The organism is Absiella sp. AM29-15, from assembly GCF_003434225.1.
Lineage (GTDB): Bacteria > Bacillota_I > Bacilli_A > Erysipelotrichales > Erysipelotrichaceae > Hoskinsella > Hoskinsella hominis.
Map to the genome: position 1 here is coordinate 60,300 of NZ_QVFL01000009.1, position 23,123 is coordinate 83,422.

General features: G+C 33.2%; 17 protein-coding genes. 3 read left to right on the top strand and 14 right to left on the bottom strand.

Going from position 1 to position 23,123, the window contains the following annotated elements; genetic code table 11:
* Position 1: 1 nt before the first annotated feature.
* Positions 2–1,372 carry a DUF2812 domain-containing protein gene (locus tag DW761_RS10515; protein WP_158553788.1) on the top strand — a complete coding sequence of 457 codons (1,371 nt, stop codon included), beginning with the start codon at positions 2–4 and terminating at the stop codon, positions 1,370–1,372.
* Between the two features lie 32 nt (positions 1,373–1,404).
* Here DW761_RS10515 and DW761_RS10520 read toward each other — a convergent pair whose 3' ends face one another.
* The 11 genes from DW761_RS10520 to DW761_RS21645 all read right to left on the bottom strand — a co-directional run bounded on the left by DW761_RS10520 (position 1,405) and on the right by DW761_RS21645 (position 12,967).
* The gene (locus DW761_RS10520) at positions 1,405–2,775 is read right to left on the bottom strand and encodes a hypothetical protein (protein ID WP_117518073.1); all 1,371 of its coding nucleotides are present in this window, start codon (positions 2,773–2,775) and stop codon (positions 1,405–1,407) included.
* A gap of 18 nt (positions 2,776–2,793) precedes the next feature.
* The gene (locus tag DW761_RS10525; RefSeq protein ID WP_147323324.1) at positions 2,794–3,675 is read right to left on the bottom strand and encodes a hypothetical protein; all 882 of its coding nucleotides are present in this window, start codon (positions 3,673–3,675) and stop codon (positions 2,794–2,796) included.
* A 187-nt stretch (positions 3,676–3,862) separates the two neighbouring features.
* Positions 3,863–4,516 (bottom strand): PAQR family membrane homeostasis protein TrhA, encoded by a 654-nt coding sequence (trhA, locus tag DW761_RS10530; protein ID WP_117518077.1) that lies wholly within the window; start codon positions 4,514–4,516, stop codon positions 3,863–3,865.
* Between the two features lie 14 nt (positions 4,517–4,530).
* Positions 4,531–5,391: a DegV family protein gene (locus tag DW761_RS10535; protein ID WP_117453803.1), complete on the bottom strand. Its 861-nt coding sequence runs from the start codon at positions 5,389–5,391 to the stop codon at positions 4,531–4,533.
* A gap of 181 nt (positions 5,392–5,572) precedes the next feature.
* Complete coding sequence (locus DW761_RS10540; protein WP_117518078.1) at positions 5,573–5,839, bottom strand: DUF3795 domain-containing protein; 267 nt, start codon at positions 5,837–5,839, stop codon at positions 5,573–5,575.
* 102 nt (positions 5,840–5,941) lie between these two features.
* Entirely contained in the window at positions 5,942–7,798 is a 1,857-nt protein-coding gene (locus DW761_RS10545) for an ABC transporter ATP-binding protein (RefSeq protein ID WP_117453802.1), read from the bottom strand.
* Positions 7,798–9,522: an ABC transporter ATP-binding protein gene (locus tag DW761_RS10550; RefSeq protein ID WP_117453801.1), complete on the bottom strand. Its 1,725-nt coding sequence runs from the start codon at positions 9,520–9,522 to the stop codon at positions 7,798–7,800. Before DW761_RS10550 ends, DW761_RS10545 begins: the two co-directional genes overlap by 1 nt.
* Before the next feature lie 15 nt (positions 9,523–9,537).
* Complete coding sequence (locus DW761_RS10555) at positions 9,538–9,966, bottom strand: MarR family winged helix-turn-helix transcriptional regulator (protein ID WP_117453800.1); 429 nt, start codon at positions 9,964–9,966, stop codon at positions 9,538–9,540.
* A gap of 145 nt (positions 9,967–10,111) precedes the next feature.
* Complete coding sequence (locus DW761_RS10560; RefSeq protein WP_117518080.1) at positions 10,112–11,317, bottom strand: RtcB family protein; 1,206 nt, start codon at positions 11,315–11,317, stop codon at positions 10,112–10,114.
* A 290-nt stretch (positions 11,318–11,607) separates the two neighbouring features.
* A complete protein-coding gene (locus DW761_RS10565; RefSeq protein WP_117518082.1) occupies positions 11,608–12,678 on the bottom strand; it encodes a hypothetical protein in 1,071 nt (356 codons plus the stop codon).
* A 163-nt stretch (positions 12,679–12,841) separates the two neighbouring features.
* Positions 12,842–12,967 carry a hypothetical protein gene (locus DW761_RS21645; protein WP_255412386.1) on the bottom strand — a complete coding sequence of 42 codons (126 nt, stop codon included), beginning with the start codon at positions 12,965–12,967 and terminating at the stop codon, positions 12,842–12,844.
* A 200-nt stretch (positions 12,968–13,167) separates the two neighbouring features.
* Between DW761_RS21645 and DW761_RS10570 the strand changes: the two genes are divergently transcribed.
* Both DW761_RS10570 and DW761_RS10575 read left to right on the top strand, forming a co-directional pair.
* Positions 13,168–13,788, top strand: a complete 621-nt coding sequence (locus DW761_RS10570) for a hypothetical protein (protein WP_117518084.1) — start codon at positions 13,168–13,170, stop codon at positions 13,786–13,788.
* On the top strand, positions 13,785–14,462 hold the full coding sequence (locus DW761_RS10575; protein ID WP_117518086.1) for a LytR/AlgR family response regulator transcription factor: 678 nt from the start codon (positions 13,785–13,787) through the stop codon (positions 14,460–14,462). The genes DW761_RS10570 and DW761_RS10575 overlap by 4 nt, the downstream gene beginning before the upstream one ends.
* A 357-nt stretch (positions 14,463–14,819) precedes the next feature.
* On the opposite strand, the gene DW761_RS10580 is transcribed toward DW761_RS10575, so the two are convergent.
* The 3 genes from DW761_RS10580 to DW761_RS10590 all read right to left on the bottom strand — a co-directional run bounded on the left by DW761_RS10580 (position 14,820) and on the right by DW761_RS10590 (position 23,121).
* A complete protein-coding gene (locus DW761_RS10580) occupies positions 14,820–16,004 on the bottom strand; it encodes a DUF4272 domain-containing protein (protein ID WP_158553789.1) in 1,185 nt (394 codons plus the stop codon).
* Between the two features lie 150 nt (positions 16,005–16,154).
* Entirely contained in the window at positions 16,155–21,515 is a 5,361-nt protein-coding gene (locus DW761_RS10585) for an alpha-N-acetylglucosaminidase TIM-barrel domain-containing protein (RefSeq protein WP_158553790.1), read from the bottom strand.
* 130 nt (positions 21,516–21,645) lie between these two features.
* The gene (locus DW761_RS10590) at positions 21,646–23,121 is read right to left on the bottom strand and encodes a helix-turn-helix domain-containing protein (RefSeq protein ID WP_117518092.1); all 1,476 of its coding nucleotides are present in this window, start codon (positions 23,119–23,121) and stop codon (positions 21,646–21,648) included.
* Positions 23,122–23,123 lie beyond the last annotated feature (2 nt).

Sequence of the window (23,123 nt, forward strand, 5' to 3'; positions counted from 1 at the left end):
TATGAAAACATTATATACAATCAATGCTTTTCATCCAATGGACTATCAGGCAATACAACAATACTTAGAACACAAGGCGCAAAAAGGATATATCTTAAAGAAAATAGGATATTTCTTCAAATTTCAAAAAGAAGAACCGCAGGATTTAGTTTATTGCGTGGATTTCTTCCCAAAAATCACTTTATTTTCTTCTCAAAATATCGAAGAAGCAAAAGATTATCGTTCCTTTTGTGAAGAAAGCGGCTGGAAATTTGTCTGTGGTTATGACAAAATGCAAATATTCTGTGCCAAACGAAGTGATCATTTAATACCAATTCAAACAGAAGATATGATACAATATAAGATTGTGAAAAAATCCATCATGCCTACCCTCATTGCATTGATTCTTGCATTTGCTTATATTTTATACTGTATTTATGATGTTTTTTCCTATCATCCTCACTTTGCAACCTTAGATGATGACTTTATCCGTTTAGGAATACCAGTAATACTTTATAGTATTATTATCATAGCGATAGAACTATTCCGTTATTTTTATCTGCTTCTATTGAATAAGCATCGTATAAAAAACGGACTATCCACACATAATACCTCTTATCAAAATGCAATGTTGTCTCGCTATCTTGAAACATCTATTTATCTAATGCTGCTTTTTGTTTATCTGTTTCCACTTATGATTGCGCCTTATAAAGATGCATTCCTATATAATCATCTACAACCTTTCTTATATCCTGCAATTGGAATGTTTCTTGGTTCTTTACTTCTGTTTTTACGTAATCACTTTTCTATCAAAACAGAGATCAATCAAATGATCACACTATTTGTTTTCTTAATTATCATTCCATTAGCCACAGGTATCACCTATGCAACTGATTTACAAAGTCAAAAACTTTCCTGTATCAAGCAAACAGTATACTTCGATTATTTCCACAATCATCTGCCAGATCAAGGCACATGGGAAGTCATCAATATCAATAGCTCCTCTCATGTTCCACTACAATTTGAGGCAAATTATTCCATAGACAATGATTATCAATTCAATATTAAGATGATGGAAATAGAAGATCAAAGCGAAACTGCCTATTTCCTAAAAGAAAAATTAATTGATGACTACACCTTTGAACATGGTCATTTTAACACAAGATCAATGAAATATATCTATGGGGATGTTCCTGATGATCAAACATTGTATCAAGCATATCCAGAATATAAACATACTGATATTGATCAAGGATACGATTTAACATCAGATAATTATCCAGCTTTCATTGTACAAAAAGGCAATTATATATATAGTATCAGAATGTCTGTATATGATGAAAAATTAACAAAGCAATATCTTCAAATATTTGAAGATTTCCTAACCATTTAAAAAGAAGCTAAATTCATAGCTTCTTTTCTTTACTATTCTTTTTCGTGTTTTTTATTTGTGATTATCACTGCACCTGCTAATGTAACGAATCCCATTAATAATCCTGCTGTATGATCTTGTGTGGTTGCTGAAGTATCTTTTACGACTGCATCTTTAGGTTTATCTTTATCGCCTTTGTTATCAGCTGGTTTTGCAGGTTCCTCTGGTTTCACATCAGGTGCTATCACAGTATTATCCTTTGTGATGGTAACTCTATACTGATATACTAATTTATCATTAACATTATAAGCAAATTCAAATTTATTATTCTCAAAATCATAGAACCTTCCATTATCAAATTTCGCACCTACACAAGAGGACTTAATATTTGATGCATATTCATCTTTATAATTTTTTAAATTTAAGTCTTTCAGATATATATTTCCATCTTTATCTGTTTCTGCCTTAATATCCATCATTACGATGACTGGTTGATTACTATTTCTTACAATCTCTAGATTATAATTACAAATAGTATTACCCAATGTATAATGGAATGTAACTACATTTCCATTAATATATATAAACTTCCCATTTTCATAAGTTGCTCCTTTTAAGGATTCTTTGATTTCTTTTTCATTTTCTGAAGTCAGGCTGTCAATATTAACATCGCTTAATTTAAAATAGCTACTATCCCCTAAATTTATAATCATTTTAATAAGCTCTTCTTCTTTTTGTTTTTCTTTTTCCACCATAAAATTCTTTTTAATTACTAATCCACGATAGATATCATTTTCATAAAAATCAACAATAACTGAATATGATCCTGCTACTTTTGGAGGCGTTGAAGATATCTCTCCCGTATCATTATTCTTATAGGATATGTGTCTTTCTTCTGGTTTATATGCCTCTGTTTTAATTACTGGTGGATTAGGCTTTTCCCCTTCACTCCATCCTTCAATTTCTACAGTAGCAGATCCATTTGCCTTTTTTACTTCAAAATTCTTAGATTCACTTTCTAGTCCAGTATAGCTTTCTCCAGCTTTTACATAAGCCTTCATATACCATGTTCCTGCAGAATTAGGTTTATTAGAATCAAATGTTTCATTATCTTTGCTATATTTGAATTCAACCTTACCATATTTTGCTTCTGCTTTTGGTTGTGGCTCTTCTAAAAGATTATAGCTAGCAATATTAGGTTCCTTCACCCATGAATTTATATATGATTTTTGTGTTACATACATAGTGACTTCCATACTTTTTCCAGAACTTTCAAAGTTATAAATAATTTCAGAATCCTTTATATTACTAAATATTCCTGTTTCACTATTATAATCACAATTACCATTTACGTTTTTGACACTCTTAAAATCTTTTGTTGTCAATCCATAATCAGCTAAATTCACTTCACCCTTCTCATTCATTTCAACATCTGTTGGCAGCTATCCAGTAATATTTACCATACCATTAAAATTTTCTCCTAAATCATAACCTAGTAAATTATTTCCTGACAAGTCAAAGTTTGTACTTTTGTTTTTAGATTGTATACCTGATAAATCAGCGTATTTAAGCTTATTGTATTTTCCATTTACCGTAATCTTTTTATCACTTGTAAGTTTGCTAAAATCAAAAGACTCTACATTGTTGTTATAAAAAGACAAACTTGTTAAATTAGGATATTCACTACCTAACTTTATTTCCTTTAATAATCCTTTTTGTCCATCATTTTGTGCATTAACTGTTTCCAATTTTGTATTATTTGATATATCCAAAATAGTTAGTGAATTATTAGAAACATTTAAGTTAGTTAAGTCTGTGTTATTATTCAAATTAATAGATTCTAAAACACCATTGTTTTGAGCAATTAATTCTTTTAATTTAGGTGTATTTTCTAAATTTAAATTTTTTATATTATTGTATGCAATCTCCAAATATGTTAAATTGTCTAATTTAGGTATAGTAATATCACCTGATAGACCACTATTAGTCAAATATAATTCTACCACATTTTGCAACTTATCAATTCCCTTTAAACTCTTATTTAAATTTGTGATTGGTGTATTTGATATTGATACTTGTTTAACATTATCAACTCTCATTTGGCCTTGATCATTGAAATTAGTTTCTCCATATATGCCTTTCGTAGAGGCAATTATTTCATTTGAAAATTCTATTACATTAACCCAAGTTTCTTGTGTTTCATCACTCTTTGTCACAACTGTTTCAGGTGCTTTTGTTTCAACTGCGTGAATATCCAACATCCCCAAGTTACTACTACATGCCAATCCTAAGCATAATGCACATACAACTGCTTTTTTTTTCATTTCTTTTTTCCATATTATTTCTTTTACCTTTCTTTCGGTTAACCCGAACAAAACATAATTAATACGCTTACATTTTATCAGAAATGAATATACAAAACTCATATGTGATGAATTCTTGAATATTCTTGAACATTGGATGATGATGTGATTGTATAAAAAAAATAAAACCAGCTCGATATGGAACTGGTCAAATAAGAAAGATAATGGCGATAAAATGAAATATACTGGCAATATTAATACATATATGCCAAATGGAATGATAATATTTTTTCTCTGGATGTTTATAGAAGATTGCGCCAATGGTATACATTAAACCACCCGCCACAATTAATGATATAAACAAGATAGAACTGCCTCTGACTAAATCAGGAATAAACAGGATTGCAACCCATCCCATAATCATATAGATTGCCATAGACAGCTTTGGAAATGCATGGGAACTAATACTTTTCAATAAAATACCGCCAAGTACTGCCAGCCATTCTATAGCGATAATAACAAATCCTTTTGTGCCACCAATAACAGTTAATGCAATTGGTGTATAACTTCCTGCTATCGCAAAATAGATACAAATATGATCCAATTTACGAAATACATATTTATGTGTTGTGCCAAATGGCATGGAATGATACAGCGTAGAAACGATAAACATCAGAAATAAACTAATCACAAAGATGGCATCTCCGATTGCTTTTAGCATGCCTGCCTGTATATAGCCATAAACAGCAACACACGGAAGTGCAAACAAACACAACAAGGCCATAACCCCATGTGTGACACAGTTAGCAACTTCTTCTCCAAATTCTAATTTAAACATATCTTTCATGGATTGCTGTTCCATAAGCTTCTGCCTCCTTAATCTTCAAGAATCTGTACACCAATGCCGATAGTGCCAGGTCCTGTATGAACACCTAATACTGGTGTTACCTGCTCTTCAATGAAGATATCTACATTTGGAAGTTTTGGCAGAATTTCTTTTTTGATATCTGCGGCAAGTTCTTTTGCGGCTCCATTCATAATCGCAACATTGTAACGCTTATGATCACCTGCCAGTTTTAACGCAAGCTCAATTGTTTTTGAGATAGATTGTTTTCTACCACGTACTTTTGCGACTGTATAATAAATGCCTTCATCGTTACATGAAATGATTGGTTTTAAATTTAATGCATTCCCAAATAAAGATGCGACCAAACCAATTCTTCCACCCTTTTGAAGATATTCTAAAGTTTCCACAACGAAGAATACTTTACACTTATATACTTCATTTTGAAGTTTTTCACATATATTTTCAAAAGACATACCATCTTCTAGATAGCGGCCTGCCTGAATCGCATGGAAGCCACCGCCAATAGAAATATTTTTTGTATCCAAAATAAAGAAATTTAATCCTTCATAATCTTTTGATAATAAATGAATCATATTATTTGTGCCACTTAATCCACTGGATAATGTTATCGCAATCACATTTTCATATCCATCAGCTTTGATCTTGTCGAAGATAGAAAGAATAGCTTCTCCATCAGGCAAACTGGACTTTGGAATTTCTTTTGATAAGCTTTCATATACTTCTTCCGGTGTAATATCTACGCCATCTAAGTATTCTCTATCTTTATAAATTACCTTTAAAGGAATGACATACATATCATATTTTTTCGCATAAGCTTCTGGTACATTACAACATGTATCCGTCAGAATTGCTGTTTTCTGTTTATTCATTTTTGTTACCTCCACATCAATCACATACATAGTATATTCTAATTAAGATGATTAGTCAATCTAGTTTCAGAAACTACTTATATTTATTTTTGATATGAGGATACTAAGACTTGAATAAGATGCGATAAAACGGCTGTTTCTTAAATAAAGCTGCCGTTTTATCTTAATTCATATCATTTTTTTATTTTTCTTCATTCATCCATTTCTCACACTGTCTTATGCGTTTTCCATTATCTCCCTGCTTTTGATCATAGGAAAATGCTGTTAATTGTGCACAAGGAAATGATTGGCATTGTCCACAATGATCGTGCCCTTTCTTTTCACAAGATTGCTTGATTACACAAACATCTCCCCAGAAAGGTTTTGTGATCTTTGTACATCCTTCACATACCCCATCCTTTAAAAACTGGCATTCACTGCATACGATGCCACATCTTGATTCTATCATATTGATCACCTCGATTATATCCTACCATCTGAATAAAAAAAGGAATTGTAAAAAACAGACAAAAAAAGGATAGAAAGATGCCTCACCTTTCTATCCATAATATTAATCTAATTCAAATTGTCCAGTATATAACTGATAATAACGGCCTTTCTGGGCAATTAATTCATCATGACTTCCACGTTCAATGATTTCACCATGATCTAAAACCATAATTGCTTTACTGTTACGTACAGTGCTTAAACGATGGGCGATCACAAAGACTGTACGATTTTCCATCAAACGATCCATTCCTTTTTCAATTAATTTCTCTGTACGGGTATCGATGGAGCTTGTGGCTTCATCTAAAATCAATACAGGTGGATTGGCAATAGCTGCTCTGGCAATTGCTAACAGCTGTCGTTGTCCCTGAGATAAATTTGCGCCATCTCCAGTCAACATCGTATCATAGCCATTAGGCAGACGCTTGATAAATGAATGAGCATTCGCAAGTTTTGCGGCTTCAATTACATCATCCATATCCGCATGTAAATTCCCATAACGAATATTATCTGCGATGGTTCCGGTAAATAAATGGGTATCCTGTAACACCACAGATATAGAACGTCGTAAATCATCTTTTTTGATCAGTTTTACATCAATGCCATCATAAGTGATACTGCCACTTTCGATATCATAGAAACGATTGATCAGATTGGTAATGGTTGTTTTACCAGCTCCAGTACTTCCTACAAATGCAATCTTTTGTCCTGGTTTTGCGTAAAGATTGATACCTTTCAGAATTGTTACACCTGGTTCATAGCCAAAGACAACATCATGAAAACGAACATCTCCACGTAATGGTACCAATTCAATTTGACCATCATGTGGGTGACGCCATGCCCAGTGTCCTGTGTTTTCTTTACATTCCTGCATGGTTCCATCTTCCAAGATACGTACACGTGCAAGTGTAACTTTTCCTTCATCAATTTCTTCACTTTCATCCATCATGGTGAAAATACGTTCAGCACCTGCCATTGCGGCAAGCATGAAGTTTAACTGTTGTGTGAATTGGTTGATTGGTGCTGCTGTCTGTCTTACATATACCAGATAAGATGCTAATGCGCCAAGTCCGATATTGCCTGCAATTGCAAAGAAACCACCAATACATGCAACGATTGCATAATTCAGATAAGACATGGAAACAACTGTTGGAATGGTACGTCCACTATAAGTTAATGCGTTGGTAGAAGCAATACGCAGACGTTCATTTCTTCGTTCAAATTCTTCAAAGTTTTTTTGTTCATGATTAAACACTTTAACAACTTTGACACCATCCACCATTTCTTCAATAAAGCCATTCAGATTTCCCATAGCTGCCTGCTGATGAGAGAAATAATATTTACTACGCTTACTGTAATACTGAATCATAAGATACATGGAGATCATAGAAATCATAACGATCAATGATAACTTCCAATTTAATATAAAGATAGCAATCAAAGTACCAGTGATCATAGTAAAGCTTTGAATCAGGTTATCAAAACAGTTGTTCATGGCATCCTGTACAGTATCCAAATCGTTGGTGAAATGACTCATGACATCCCCATGGGTATTCGTATCAAAGAAACGAAGTGGGAGTGATTGCATTTTATCAAACAAATCCTGTCTGATTTCTTTAACGATTTTTTGTGAAGTGCGGGTCATCAGCTGTTTATATACAGCGGTACATACAGCACCACAGGCATACATGATTCCCATGAAAACCACTGCCGTGAATAATCCATCATAATCTTTAGGAACGATGTAATTATCAATGATTGGCTGCAACAGATACGTACCAAACAGATTAGCACCGGCACTAAATATTGCCAAAACGCCAACAAGTATCAAAGCAAATTTATGCATTCCAAGATAGGCCAGAAAATTCTTCATGGTCTTTTTCATATTTTTAGGTTTTTTACCTGTAATCTGTCTTGCCATTATAAACCAGCTCCTTCCTGTTGAGATGTGTAGATATCCTGATAAATCGGATCATTTTTCAATAATTCTTCATGTGTTCCGATTGCATGAATCTTTCCATCATCCAAAATGACGATCTGGTCTGCGTGCTGTAAAGAGCTGACACGCTGGGCGATGATAATCTTTGTGGTATCTTTTAAGGAAGCCAGTCCTTCACGAATACTTGCTTCTGTCGCAGTATCCACCGCACTGGTACTGTCATCAAATATCAATACACGAGGCTTTTTCAATAATGCTCTGGCAATACATAAACGTTGTTTTTGTCCACCAGATACATTGACACCACCCTGTCCTAAATCTGTATCATACCCTTTAGGGAAATTACCGATAAATTCATCCACGGCTGCGATATGACATGCCCATTCGATATCTTCATCACTTGCGTGTTCATCTCCCCATAACAGGTTTTCTCTTATCGTACCACTAAATAAGGTATTCTTTTGAAGCACCATACCTACAGCATCACGCAAATGTTCAATAGAATATTCCTTTACATTTCTTCCATCAATGCGTACTTCCCCTTCACTGACATCATATAGTCTTGGGATCAGCTGTACAAGGGTTGTTTTCGCAGAACCCGTACCACCTAATATACCAACTGTAGAACCCTTTGGAATATGCAATGTGATATCGGATAATACATATTCTTCCGCAGAAGCTTTATATTTGAAATATACATGGTCAAAGTCAATACTGCCTTCTTCTACCATGACTTCTTTTGCATCATGATCATTGATATCTGGTTTTTCATCCAATACCTCAATGATACGTTCACAACTTGCAATGGATCGGGTAATCATTAAGAATACCGCTGAAATCATCATTAGTGAATTTAAAATCTGCATAACATAACTTAAAAATCCAGTAAGCTCTCCAACTTTCATATCTCCAATAAATATCATATTGCCACCAAACCAAACGATACATACAATGGTTGCGTACATTACGATTTGAAATAATGGCATATTCCAAACAGAAGTAGAGAATGCCTTTAAACTTGCGACACGTAATGATTCATTTACATCCGCAAATTTTTCTTCTTCATATGTGCCTCTTACATAAGACTTTACCACTCTGATTGCGTTTAAGTTTTCCTGAACGATGGTGTTGACTTTATCGATACTGCTTTGCATCAGACGATATAATGGTCCAACTTTTCTAACGATAATAAACAAGCCGACACCTAAAATTGGAATGGCAATCATAAAGACAACCGCTAGCTTTGCGTTGATTGTAAAAGTCAATACAAGGGCTGTCAACAACATGACCGGTGAGCGGACAAGTGGTCTAACACCATTACTGACCGCTGTTTGCAGGATGGTAACATCACTTGTTAAACGGGTAATCAAAGATGAAGTTGAAAAGTGATCGGTATTCGCAAAGGAAAAATTTTGTACCTTCTTGAATTCATCTTTTCTTAATTCAGCTCCAAAACCCTGTCCTGCTGTTGCGGCATATCTGGCATATAAAACACCAAGTACCAATGCCAATAATGCGCACACAATCATCTGTGCACCTTTCATAATAATATATTCTTTATCTGCATTCGCCACACCAACATCAATGATATCCGCCATTAAAATTGGTATGATCAATTCAAATATTGTTTCTGCGATTACACAAAAACAAGCCAGCACCAGATATCTCTGATACGTTTTCATATAAGGGAATAACCGTTTGAGCATAAGAATCCCTCCCATCTATTCTATTGTCTTACCACTCAAATTCTGATACATGCGACATAAATAGTTTTCAAATTGCGCACGTTCTTCTTCAGAAAAGCCCTGTAGTGACAGTTCTTCAACTTCAAGGCAATGTGCATTCCATTGTTCTAGCGCTTTCTTTCCCTTTTCTGTAATATTTACCTGTAAAGCACGCTTATTTTTTTGATCAACATGACGGGTCAGCATGCCTTTCTCTTCCAGGCTGTTAAGCAGTTTGCTGACAGTCGCACACTCTACATCACATTCTTTTGCGATATCCTTTAGCTTACAGTTAGAATTTACCGCAATATAACGCAGAACCTTTGGCTGTCCGGGATATAAACCATAGGCATCCATATTATGTCTGATTTTATTGCGTTGTGCGTGAAACGCTTTAAATACTAGAAAATGAAACGAAGTCTGCATATTCATCACCTCAATAGTTAGATAGCTAATTATTAGCATGCTAAATATATACCTGTTTTTTTATCATGTCAAGGTAAATCTTATGATTTTCACACACTGTTCATAACCATATATTTTTATGTATGATTTAAAAGAAAAGCGAAGATTATTCATCCTCGCCTGCTTTAAAGTTATAAATTGGTGTTACTTTTTTTAAGATTTCCACGCTTTCTTCGATCTGAGAAATGATCATATCCGCAGGTTTATAAGCCATAGGACACTCATCAATCGTTGATTTTATGACAGATGATGTAAAAATCCCTTTCATTTCTTTTTTATATTCAGAAAGTGTAAAGCTTTGTTTTGCTTCACTTCTGCTCATTGCTCTACCAGCCCCATGAGGAGCTGAGGCATTCCATGCAGAATTACCTTTTCCTTTACATAATAATGCCCCATCCCGCATATTTAATGGAATCCATACGATTTCATCTTTACCAGCGCGAATAGCGCCTTTCCTTAATACCTGTTGTTCATCAATATAATTATGCATGGTCGTAAATCGTTCTTCAGCATGTAGTTTCATATACTTCATGATATCTTCGGCCATTGCCTGTCTTGATATATCCGCAAACTCCTGAATGATTTTGATATCATGCAGATATGCATCTTTATACTTTCCTTCTAAGTAAGACATTAGATAAGGAATATCTGTTTTCTTTGTATTCTTCAATGTTTTTGCGACGGCAGCATATTGTTGTTCCCTGCCTTGTTTCTTCAAGCTTTCTTTTAAAGCCTTTAAACTTTCTTCATCACAACCATTTAAATGATCATATGCCAGCTTCTGATAATAACTTGCGACTTCCACGCCTAAATGCCTGCTTCCAGAATGAATGACCAGATATAAACAGCCATCTTCATCTGTATCAATTTCAATGAAATGGTTTCCTCCTCCAAGCGTACCTAAACTTTTCTCTGATCTTAATTCATCTATGGCATGAAAACAATATAGGTTTCTTAAATTCAACTTTGCTGCTTTTTTATGAATCTTGTTTCTAATATTACAGCCTGATGGTATCTCAGTACGTATGAATTTATCTAGTCTGGCAAGCTCTATATGCTTTTCTTTCAACTTCACAACTTCCATACCACAACCAATATCCACACCTACAAGACTAGGTATCACTTTATCCTTTAAAGCAATTGTTGTACCTACACAACAAGAAGATCCCATGTGTACATCTGGCATAATGGCGATATGACAGCCTTCCATACTTTTTTGATTACAGATCTGAAAAATCTGTGAAATACTGGCATCATCCAGTTCCTCTGTGTATACAACCGCAGTTGTATAACTTCCTTTTATTTCTATCATAAATTATTTTCTCCTTATTATCTATTTTTCCCACTATAAAAAAACACCTCTGTTCTACAGAAGTGCATATAAACAATTTCCTGCTTTAATATCCAAATATTACAAGATGGAACAATATGACTTCTGTGTATTAAGATTGTATTGATTATTTTTATTCATCATATTGTCCACCTTCTTTCGCTATGTTTGATTTTAACACCATTTTCTCTTCTTGTACAGTCATAGTTTAAAAAAATGTAATATGACAAAAAAAGGTGTGATTACTCACAACCTGATTTTATTATTTTTGATTATTTTTCTTTTTTTTCTATTACTGCAACACCACCTGCTAACATCACGAAGGTAGCAAGCAAGCCTTTAACAGGATGGTTAACTGAATAAGATACTGCTGTATCTTTAATAACATCTGTTTTAGCTTTTTCTTGTTGATCTGTTGTTTTAGGTACATTTGATTTATCGGATATAGATGGTACTTCAGCTTTATGAGGTGTATCCTTTTTATCTAAATCTACTGTGTTCGCTGGCTCATTCACTTTACTGTTATCTTCTGTTGGTGCTTTATATATAACATTAATTGTCACTGGCAATACATCGTTTTCAGTAATTTGATAATCATAATGAATGACCATATCTTTTGTAACACCACTAAACTTTGTACCATCAAGTTTCACACCATCTTTTGATGTATATTTGATTTTACTTGCGGTGATACCAGGCGCTTCTTTTTCTAAATCAATCGTTCCATCAGTGGTTACGATATCTACTGGTTTATTCTTTTCATAACGTAAAAAATTAATTGTCTGTTCTCCTACGTTTAGATATAATAATGGGTTTTCTGCAATAATAAGCGTTTCCAAGTTTTTAAAATTAGATACATCCAATCCTTTTAATTCGTTTTGATATAAATTAAGCGTTACGATACGATTATTATCTGCGAACTTAATAGAATCTATCTTATCATTATAAAAAACAATACACGTTAAATTCGTGTTTTTACTTAAATCAACTGTTTGAAAAGTTTTAGAATTAACATAAGTAATTCTTTCTATGTTTGGAAAATACGCGACTCCTTCTAAATCCTTTACATCTACATGAATAGACCCTGTAGTAAATGTATTTAATACCAAATCATCTTCGATAACTGCTTTTTCACTTAGATTTCCATTTTCATCCATATAATTGTGTTTCACATATCTTAAAAATTCTGAATCCGGAAAATGTTGTGCATCAACTGGAATAGTTTCTCCTCCATTACTTGTTGATACCTGTGCTTCTTCTGCGTTAATCGTCACCATATTAGGAATACTTGCTAAACCGAATGCAATTGCAAATGCTAATGCCAATCCTTGTTTGTTTTTCACTTTTTTTCCTCACTTTCTCGCATATGGAATTTCCATATTTTGGCTATGTGAAACTATTTTAGCATAACTACAAATGCAAAACAATACCATTTTCTAAAAAACGTGCGCAATATATATAAAATATAATCGTTTTCATTAGCAAAATACATAAAAAATCGTTCATTTATGCTTCTTTTATAAAGTTTTGTAATCTTAAGAATTCAGTTTCTTTTTCCGCATGAATATCAGATACAGATAAGCCAAATACCATACATATCACCATCATACTGCTTATTATTTTCTTTATCATGGATTGGAAATAATGTAAACATTAGGAATGTTCAAGATTATGTGATAATGCTATAAAAGCATGAAATGATTTACAAAAATCTAATAATGTTTTAATATTTTTATAAAGTGATGTCAAAAAAAGGCGTTTCGTGTCATACTTATAGTAATTCATCCATTGCCAAATTATAATGACGGTGAACAAAGAAAGGATGGTCACATATGAAAAAAGAAATTATGAAAAATGCGCAGTCTGTCATTATCGGTAATGATGGAAACGAACCAAAACACTTTGTATTTGTTATTACACTTGTTGCTGTTGTAAGTTCTCTTGTATTATATCTGTTCGCAAATCTTGTGATTCAGCAGTATTTTACATTTCATCTGTTTCAAAATATCTTGATTTATTTATTATTTTTGATTATCACCTTTGGTTTGATTTACCTTTTCACATCTTTGAAGTACCACTATATCACGATTGATTCAGAAAATGTTCAGGTAATGGATACCACAATCTGGCAAAAACATTTACACCCTCAAACACCTTCTGCAGTCGTTTCTTTAAAAGATATCGCATACGTAAAAGTATATGCTGTAAAAGAGAAAAAAGTTGGAGAATTATTTGGTGAACCAGGCCATAAAGTCTTATTAAAATTTGCGGTAAATGATGGCACATCTTTCACAATCTGTAACTGGATTGATCCTCGCAAAGAAAATGCTGTCGATGGTATTGATTATTTACAAAGCCATGGTATTCTAATTGAAGATAAACAAGGACTGTTAGATGTATTACGTAATCATGAATCTGTGAATGACTACCTGAATAGAGGAAATTCCTTATGATACAGTTCTATGTAAAAGCAAATGATCAATTTCTGGATGCCGTATGTAATGAAGTCAAACAGTTCTGTGACTCTATGCAAATGAAATATGCAATATCTACATTTCAAGATGATATAACTTTGCAAGAACAATGTAGCCTGTTGTTTTATGAATTAAAAGATAAAAAGGATATTTCCCTTTTAGAAAATGTAAAATACCAAAATGAACATACTGAAATCATATTGATGTATCCTGATCATACGTATGTTTATGATGGATATGCACTACATGCACTTGGCTATATCGATTATTCCAATCTATCTGAAAATTTTCAAAAATTATATCCTGTTTTGAAAAAAGTCATCACGATGGCACAAAGTATGTATCATTATCATTCTGGATTTTTAAACTTTGATATTCATCCTATGCATGTCTTATATATCGAATCTTACCGTCATGATATTTATCTTCATACAAAGAAAATGCAGTTAAAAATTCGTGGAAGCTTGCGTAATTATGTGATTGATCATGAATATTTAAAACTGATTCAAGTGCATAAATCCTATATCGTGAACTTTGCATATGTAAAAGAAATAGCAGGTAATGAACTGATTCTAGAACAGGATATCCATATTCCAATTGGTGAAAAATATCGTAATACAATCAATGAAGCTATGAAAGCCGTAATGAAATGACACAGATGAAAAAAAGCTGATCTACAAAGGGTATGATCTTTTGTAAATCAGCTTATTTTAGATTTTTTCCTGACTGATTTTTATAATATGAATGTAATACGAAATATTTAAGTGATTAATACACATAAAATTGTATCCGATGTTCTTAAAATAAAGGTTATTATATTAGTCAAAAAACATGATTCCTGTGTTTCAATATGGATTATTGCACGTTTTTCTGTATTTTTTTCCCTATTTTTACACATTTTTCTGAATTTTTCCTATCATTTCTGCACATTTTTTCTGAATTTTGACATTCTTTATCATAAAAAAAGCTGGTATGCATTAACATTTCAATTTTGCATATCAGCTTTTTTTTTAGGTATTTGGCTGTATCTGATCCCAGTCATCTGTATGATTAGCACCACATAACCAGTTGAATGCATAATGATGTTCTTGTACAACACCTGGATCAATGCCTTCCATTTCTTTTTGATGGATCCTTGCATTTACGCATGACCAGTCATAATATAATACTCTGGTATGCATATCTAATAATTCATCATCGCTTCTTCTGTTTGCGGCTTTACACATATCCTCAATAGAATCAAAGCTTCTGATTATTGTTGCCATACCTGCGACATCACAAATTGAATCAAAGTCATTTAATTCCATAAAACCTAATGCCCATAGCATAACAGCACAGCATTCATAACGCCATGAAAACTGAATACTTGTGGACTCATCTACTTTTCTTGCCTCAATAAATGCACGTTCTTTTTTGCTCAAAAAGTCTTTACAATGGAACTGTTTATCCATGGCTTTAAATTCACGTAATCCAATTTTACGACTGCCATTTTCCATTAACGTTCCCTCTGCACATACTGCACATGCAAAAATAGCAACCGCACGTTTAGCGATTTCCTTGATTTCTGGAACATATAAGGATGCCTTTGTTAATTGTGTAGACATGATATGTGAAATACATGGATAACCATGTGCTTCTAATTCTGCTTTGATATTTTCATAACGCTGGATATCTTCTTCTTGAAAATCTGGTTCTTCCATCACAAAATCCTGATAAGCAATCGGATTATATGCATTTAAATCACTATTTCCTTCTATAGATAACAATAATTTACCATCTGCTGTATACATGGACATATCTGGATATAAAATGATACAAGCACAATCATTTGCGACTGCATAAATACGCCCAATAATCGCATTGGTGCGATCCTCCTGTTCATCAACTGCAAATGTGATTCCCGTAATACAATTGAATAATGATATTTGCAGCATCACCTTTTCCATTAATTCTTTGTTATTACATGGTGCCTGTGCAAAATAATTTTGCATTCCGGCAATCTGTGGATTTACTTCCTTCATATCATTCATGATATGAACTTCAACAACAGATTCATCGAATAGTTGAATCTGAATACCGTCTGCAGTTGCTGTATAGGTAGTAGCGATTGCTTCAAAATGATGTTTCATTGCATCAATAATTTTAGTACTGTCTTTTATTGCATTATAAAGTGTTAAACAAGCTTGTTGAGCCATTTGATCTCCTCCCTTTTGTAACAGTATATCATTGATTCCATTACACATTCAACATACTATAAAAAATATATCAAAACCATTTAAAAAGACTGTATTTTCAACAGTCTTTTTACCATATACATCTGAAATTGATGAGTTCTTTCAAATGTTTTATGCTTTTTTCTTTTTCAGCATAACTACCATTATACCGCCACTTAGCATTAATAATGTGAAAATCATGCCTACATTTGTTGTATCACCTGTATCAGCACCATTACTATGTGCTGCATTATTTGAAACGATCGCATATGTTGAATTATGATTGGTATCAAATTCAATATAATCACTGCCCTTACGAGTAACCATATCTGTAACATTTCCTTTATCGTCAATAAATACCACTTTTACATCTTTTGACAAGATATCAGCACTTACTTTAATACGTACAGAAATCGTACCATCAGGTTTCACGATTGTTCCATCTTTTACAAGTGAAATATCAAACGCTTTTTCAATTGTAAAGTTCTTCAATAAATCTTTATCCTTGATAATTTCAGTTAACTCTTTAACCTCTGTTTCAGAATATTCCTTAGTTATCAGCTGTGTGCCAGCTTCAACTTTGCCAATCACACTAATAGTTTCTGTATGATTTGTGATAACATTTTTATCTTCATTATTATCTGGTGTTGTAGGAGTATCTGGTTCAGTTGGCTTTTCTGGTTCAACTGGTTTTTCTTCTTCAGCTTTCAACAATCCATTCATCGCATTTTCCAATGCTAATACAGCTTTATCAATTGTTTTTTGATCTGCATTTTTATCTGCTAGTACTGTTTTCGCATCTTTTAATGCTGCTTCCAATGTTGTCCATGTTTCAGCTGTATAATCAGCTTTATTCAGTTTTTCAGCAGTTGCTATTGCTGCATTTAATTTTGTTAAATCTATTTTTTCAACTTCTTTTAAGCCTTTCACTGCATCATTTAATTTAGATAATGCTGCATCTACTTCTTTTTGTGTATTTTCTTTTGTAATTGCTTTTGCTTCTTTTAATGCTGTTTCCAATGTTGCCCATGTTTCGGCTGTATAATCTACTTTATTCAGTTTTTCAGCAGCTGTTATGGCAGCTTCCAAAGCTGTAAAATCTACTTTTTCAACCTCTTTTAAGCCTTTTACTGCATCATTTAATTTAGATAATGCTGCATCTACTTCTTTTTGTGTCTGATCTTTTGTGATTGCTTTTGCTTCTTTTAATGCTGTTTCCAATATTGCCCATGTTTCAGTTGTATAATCAGCTTTATTCAATTTTTCTGCATTTGCAATCGCTGCATTCAATTCTGTTAAATCCGCTTCAATTATACCACCCTTAAGAATACGCATTTCGGTTAATGCTGCATAATCGTTGCCTTCTTCTGTACTCACAGCATCTAATACAACAAATTTCACTTGTTTTGCCATATATTCTTTTTGATCATCAAACTTAAGAATCTGCCATCCATTATCATTCGCATCTAATTTTCCATCAGTAATAACTTTTGTCCAATCATCAGATTCAGAATTTTTAATATAGACTTCATATTTTGTAATCGTACCATTTCCACCATCAGTTCTTGGTAAATATCTTAATCCACTTACCATCTGTTCATCATTTAATGTAAATGTTAAATAGTGTTTAGCACGATCAGAACCACCATATGTTGTGTGCCATTTTGTACCAGTATTCCCATCTAATACTTTATCCGGGCTGCCTTCACCATATTCTTCGCCTCGTGTTTTTTCATAATCCCCTGCTTCTACAGAAATCGTTTTCACATCTATATCTTTTGATGTATCTTCTGCAGGACTTTTGAAGTTTTTAACAGAGAAGTTTTCAAGAATATTAGCACCTAAATCTTTTAAATTTAAATTGGTTGGTGTAGACGTATATTCATCATCACCACGTGCCCATGTCCATTCCCATGTAAACCAATTTGGATCAGATACACTTTCACCAGTTTCTAATTCTGTTGAGCGATTATCAATCCAAATCTGCCAACGTGCTTTATAGAAATCATTAATTAATCCTGACCATTGACGGTTAGAATAATCATGTAATCCACCACTTTCTGACTGATTAATAGATCCCCAAGTAGTGATTAAAGACTTCGCATTTAATTCATATAATTCTTTTGTGAAATCATCCGTACCATCCGCAAGTCTTTTCGCCTGATTTACCCAAGTTCCTAGTAAGTAATATTTACTGGTGCTTGTGACTTTATCCATGTGATCAATGATAGAAAGGAATGTATTACTAGCTTCAGTGAATTTTTCTAAACTTCCACTATCGTAAGCTGCTTTCATTGTTTTCAAAGATTCTTGTGCACTATTACTCAATACCTGTTCTAGTACAGTTGCTAAATCATAACGATATCCTTCACTGTCTTTTAATTTATCATAATCTTCCATTAATAGTTGTGCTGCTTTTTCAAGGTCTTCCTTGTTATAATCAATCTCAGCATTTCCCCATGTAGAGGCAGCACTAATATTGAATGCAGGACGTGAATTTGCAACAGATTCAGGTGCACCCTGACCTTTTTGATTCAGGCTTGCTTTGTATACTGTATCTTTTAAAATCTTCAATGCTTCTTGTGCTGATTTACTTTCTGCACCATAACGACGTGTTGCATAATCATTTAACCAAGTATCTAAATCAATAACTTTTAAATCTTTTGTAGCATCGTCTGTCCATACAGTTTCAAATAAGAAATCATATAATAATGGATTATTTACACTTGCTTCTGGTGTAATACCAATACCCTGTACATATTTTTGAGTATTGAATACCTTAGGAATATTATTAGCCAAGTTATCTAAATGACCATGTAACCCTAAACGACCACCAAAGTTATTTAACATACAGAATACCCATGGTTTTCCATCAAATTCTGGATCATTACCATAAGATCCTCCACCATTATCAGCATAATGTGGTGTTTTATCTGCATATAAATCAAGAATTAATGCATGTTCTTCTCTTCCATCAATACCATCTAATAATCCAGATGAAGGATTTCCCTGCCATGATTGAATGATCCATACAGCATCATTATCAAAATCAAGCATAGAATCTAATACTTTGCTTGCAACAGTTTGTGTTGACATACCACCTGTAATTCCACCTTCATGGAATGGATCTGTTGCATAATATTGTGTAATATCACCATAAACTTCTTTTTGTGACTCATAGAATAGTTTTGCATATTTTGCATATGTTTCAGAATCCGTTTTTAACATATCCGGACGTTGGAAGCTACACCATGTTCCCTGTTTGATAACATCATTTGCAGCATCAGCATCATGTTCTGCTAAATCATTTGGTACCATACCACTATATCCTTGTAAAACTGGCTGCATACCAAGTTTTCTCATAGATAATTGATTTTGTCTTGCTAGTTCTGTTCTCTGTTCAAACCAAGAATCATGAACTGGTCCACCAAATCCAGATAAGTTCCCCATATAAGCCCATGCGTAATAAGCAGGCCCAGCGATAAAGTCTTTGATATCCTGATGCTCATAACCAACTTTACCAAGGAATCTTCTCCATACTTCTTCCTGACCAGTCGCATCCAATACAACGTTAACACCGTTTAATGCTAACCAATCCATTTCAGCACGCCATTCATCGACACCATAGAAAGGCATAGAATATGATAATGTACAGTAGTTATATGCATAACGTACTTTCGCTTTTGTTTCTTTAAATACTGTTCCATCAACTGCAACAATTGATTCAGGCATAACTACCTGATCTCCAACCTGAGAAATATTTACATAACAGTCATATTTTAAGTATTCATTTAATCCCATTGCCAAAGATACACCATTGTTACCTTTGATATGGATTTTACCGTTTACGTTAGATAATTCATAATAATCATAATCATGTCCTTTAGGATTTTCAGCGATTTCTAATGTAAACCAGTCTTTATATTCAGCGCCTAAACGACGTTCGATAATTCCATAAACTTCATCATATGTATCTTGATTCGTGATATTTGCTAATTGCGCAGCATAATTTGTATCAGCATAACTTGCTACATTGACTGCTGGAGTTTCCTGTAGAGCAGTGTTACTCTTTTCACCAAATACACGTACTTCGTTTATAGATGAAGCAGCACTTGCAGAATTATATGTTACATAAATACGAACATAACGTGCTTCAGTACCTGTAGCATCATATTTCTCACCATTTTCACCACAAGCTTCAGTACTTGATTTTTCAGCTAATTTTGTGAAATCACGACCATTTAAACTTGTGAAGATTTCATATTGTGAATATCCTTTTTCAGGTGTATATACCTCGATACCACTTAAATTATAATTTGCTTCTAAATCAATATCCGCATAACCTGGATAAGAAGTACCATTCCATACAGTTTTTGTGTTACCATCAACAATACTGCTTGCTTTTGAACGATTTGAATTGGTATGTACTGGTTTTTTATAAGCGATACTTTCTGTATCTACAACTTCTTTCTCACTACCATATATACCAAATTCTGCAATAGCTGGCCAGCCATTACCAGCAACACCATCAATTGCATTTGTTGTTTTATGCATTACAATACGGATATCACTATATTGTGCTGCTTCAATTTGATATTCCTGATAGAAATTATCTGTACGATTTGCTGTTTGATGATCAACTAATGTTTGATATTCGCCATCTTTACCATTTTTACCTAAAATACTATATTCAAATTTATAGTCATATTGTTCTTCATCAACATGTTCAAAATAGATATCAAATGCATCAATGGTACGTGCATCATCAAAGCTTAAATCAATATTGCGTTCATCACTTTGCTGATCATTATGAAATTTATATAAAGTAGATGGATCATTATCAGTTAAATTTTCTGGATTTTGTGGATCCACTCCATCTGTAGATATTGTTGCCTGTGAAGCGATATTGTTATAGCTTGATATTTTTTCTTCTTGAGTTTCATATGCTTCAATTTCACGAATAGATGGCCATAAAGTAATTCCCTCTGTTGATCCATCTGTTCTTTGTACCTTAGATAATCTAACTAAAACATGTGAGATACTTTTAACTTCAGTTGCATCAAACTCAACAGTACTGCCTAAAGGTTGTGCTTCTTTTTTGGTAGAAAAAGAACGCCAATCACTTTCTGTATCTGTAATCCCATTGATTGCATATAAAATTTCTACATCAACTGCTGCTTTATCTGCCCAATCAGCTGATCCTAGTTTTACTACAACTTTATTTACGGATGTAGATTTTTCTAATTTTAATGTTACATCTGTTGGAAATTCACTTCTTCCCAGTGCCCATGCTGTTGTATCATCCCCATCATTGATATTTTTTGCTAGACCACCATAAACAGTATCTTCACCATCTGTGATGACTTCTGCATCTTTTGCGACATTCACCTCAACTTCTTTTGCGCTCAAAAATTCGAGTTGCCCTGCAAACATACTGAATGCAACACAACCAGTTAGAATTAGTTTAGAACTTTTTTCTAATACTTTTTTCATACTTGCTCCTTTCATGTATTCAACTATACATTTTGAAAGCCCTACTCTTTCAACATGATAATTGTATACGAAAAGAAATTGTACATTTTTGTTATTTTTGTCAAAATTTTGCAAAAAAAAGCAGTCGCTTTTAAAAGAGGTTACGATACTCCTTTGGTGACATGCCAACTGCTTTTTTAAATGCTTTCGCAAAATAACTTTGAGAGCGAAAGCCCACATGAAATGCGACTTCTTTTAAAATAATACCCTGCCGTATCAGCTTTTTCGCTTCTTTGATACGAATATCATTTAATATTTCCACAAAACTTTTTCCATTATTATTGCTTAGCATACGGCTTAAATAAGAAGGTGATACATCTAATTCTTCCGCCACCTCATTCAAGCTGATTTGTTTCATATAATTTGCTTTGATATAATCAATTGCTTTTTTTGAAATATGATCCAGCTTCTGATATTTCATCAATTTTGCTGAACGTAAAATATTATAAAAGCGGTAAACAACTTCCATTTCAATTGTTTGATGAGGATGGTGGAAATCAATTGTAACTTTGACATCATCTGGGGTAATGCCATATTGAAAATGAAGTTTATCTGATAGCACATGCAATGCATCGTTTAAGAATTGTTGTCCACCTCCTATATTCAATTTTTCCTTCTGGATACATGCAACCGCAAAGTTTTTTAGCGCCTCCTTCAATATCTTTTCTTCATCATTTTCAAGATAATCTAACCACTCACTGATAAAGAAATTGATTTCGTGTTCTTTTTTATTTTCACTATATACTTGTTCCTCTTTATCAATTGAACGATTGATAATCGCATGGGTATAAGACACATATAACTGCTCCAGATCATTTTGAATACTGCCGATTCCATATTTGCTAATATGATGACGATTAAATATTTGAAGAAGATCATCAACATTTTTATCTAACATTTCATGATTTGCGATAATGAATAAAATAATATCATTTTTCATTTCTGTTTTTAAAACCGATAAGCCAGAATCCTCAATTTCCTGTATGACAAATTTTAAATACTGATCATCACTTTTATCCACAATTATACAAAAGCCAGAAGAAAACTGAATATTCAAGAGTTTTAAATGCTGCTGAATCATGATTTCATCCTGTCCAGTTAGAATTAAATGTGCGCACTCATTTAAAAGAAATGGCTTTGTATGATTAATTTTTTCCACTAAGGCAGAAGTCTGCATCTGCTGGTTCTTGTGGCTTTTTAAGATACCGACTGCTTTTGATAAGTTTTCAATAATGATATGAATATCTGCCGGCTTTAAAATGAAGTCCTCTACATGTAAACGAATAGCTTCTTTCGCATAAGAAAAATAGTCATAGGAAGTAAGAATAAAACAGATACTGTCTTTTACTTTCATTGCACGAATTTCTTTTAATGCTTCCAAGCCACTTTTCATTGGCATATTGATATCCATTAATATAATATCGCAAGGATGCTCACTATAAATCTGAATAGCCTCTTGCCCATTGGCTGCTGTATAAATATGTTCAATTGGTAAATCTGCTTTTTCTATCATCATTTTCAGATAGTCACGCTCTATTTTTTCATCTTCTGCAATTAATAAATCCATAT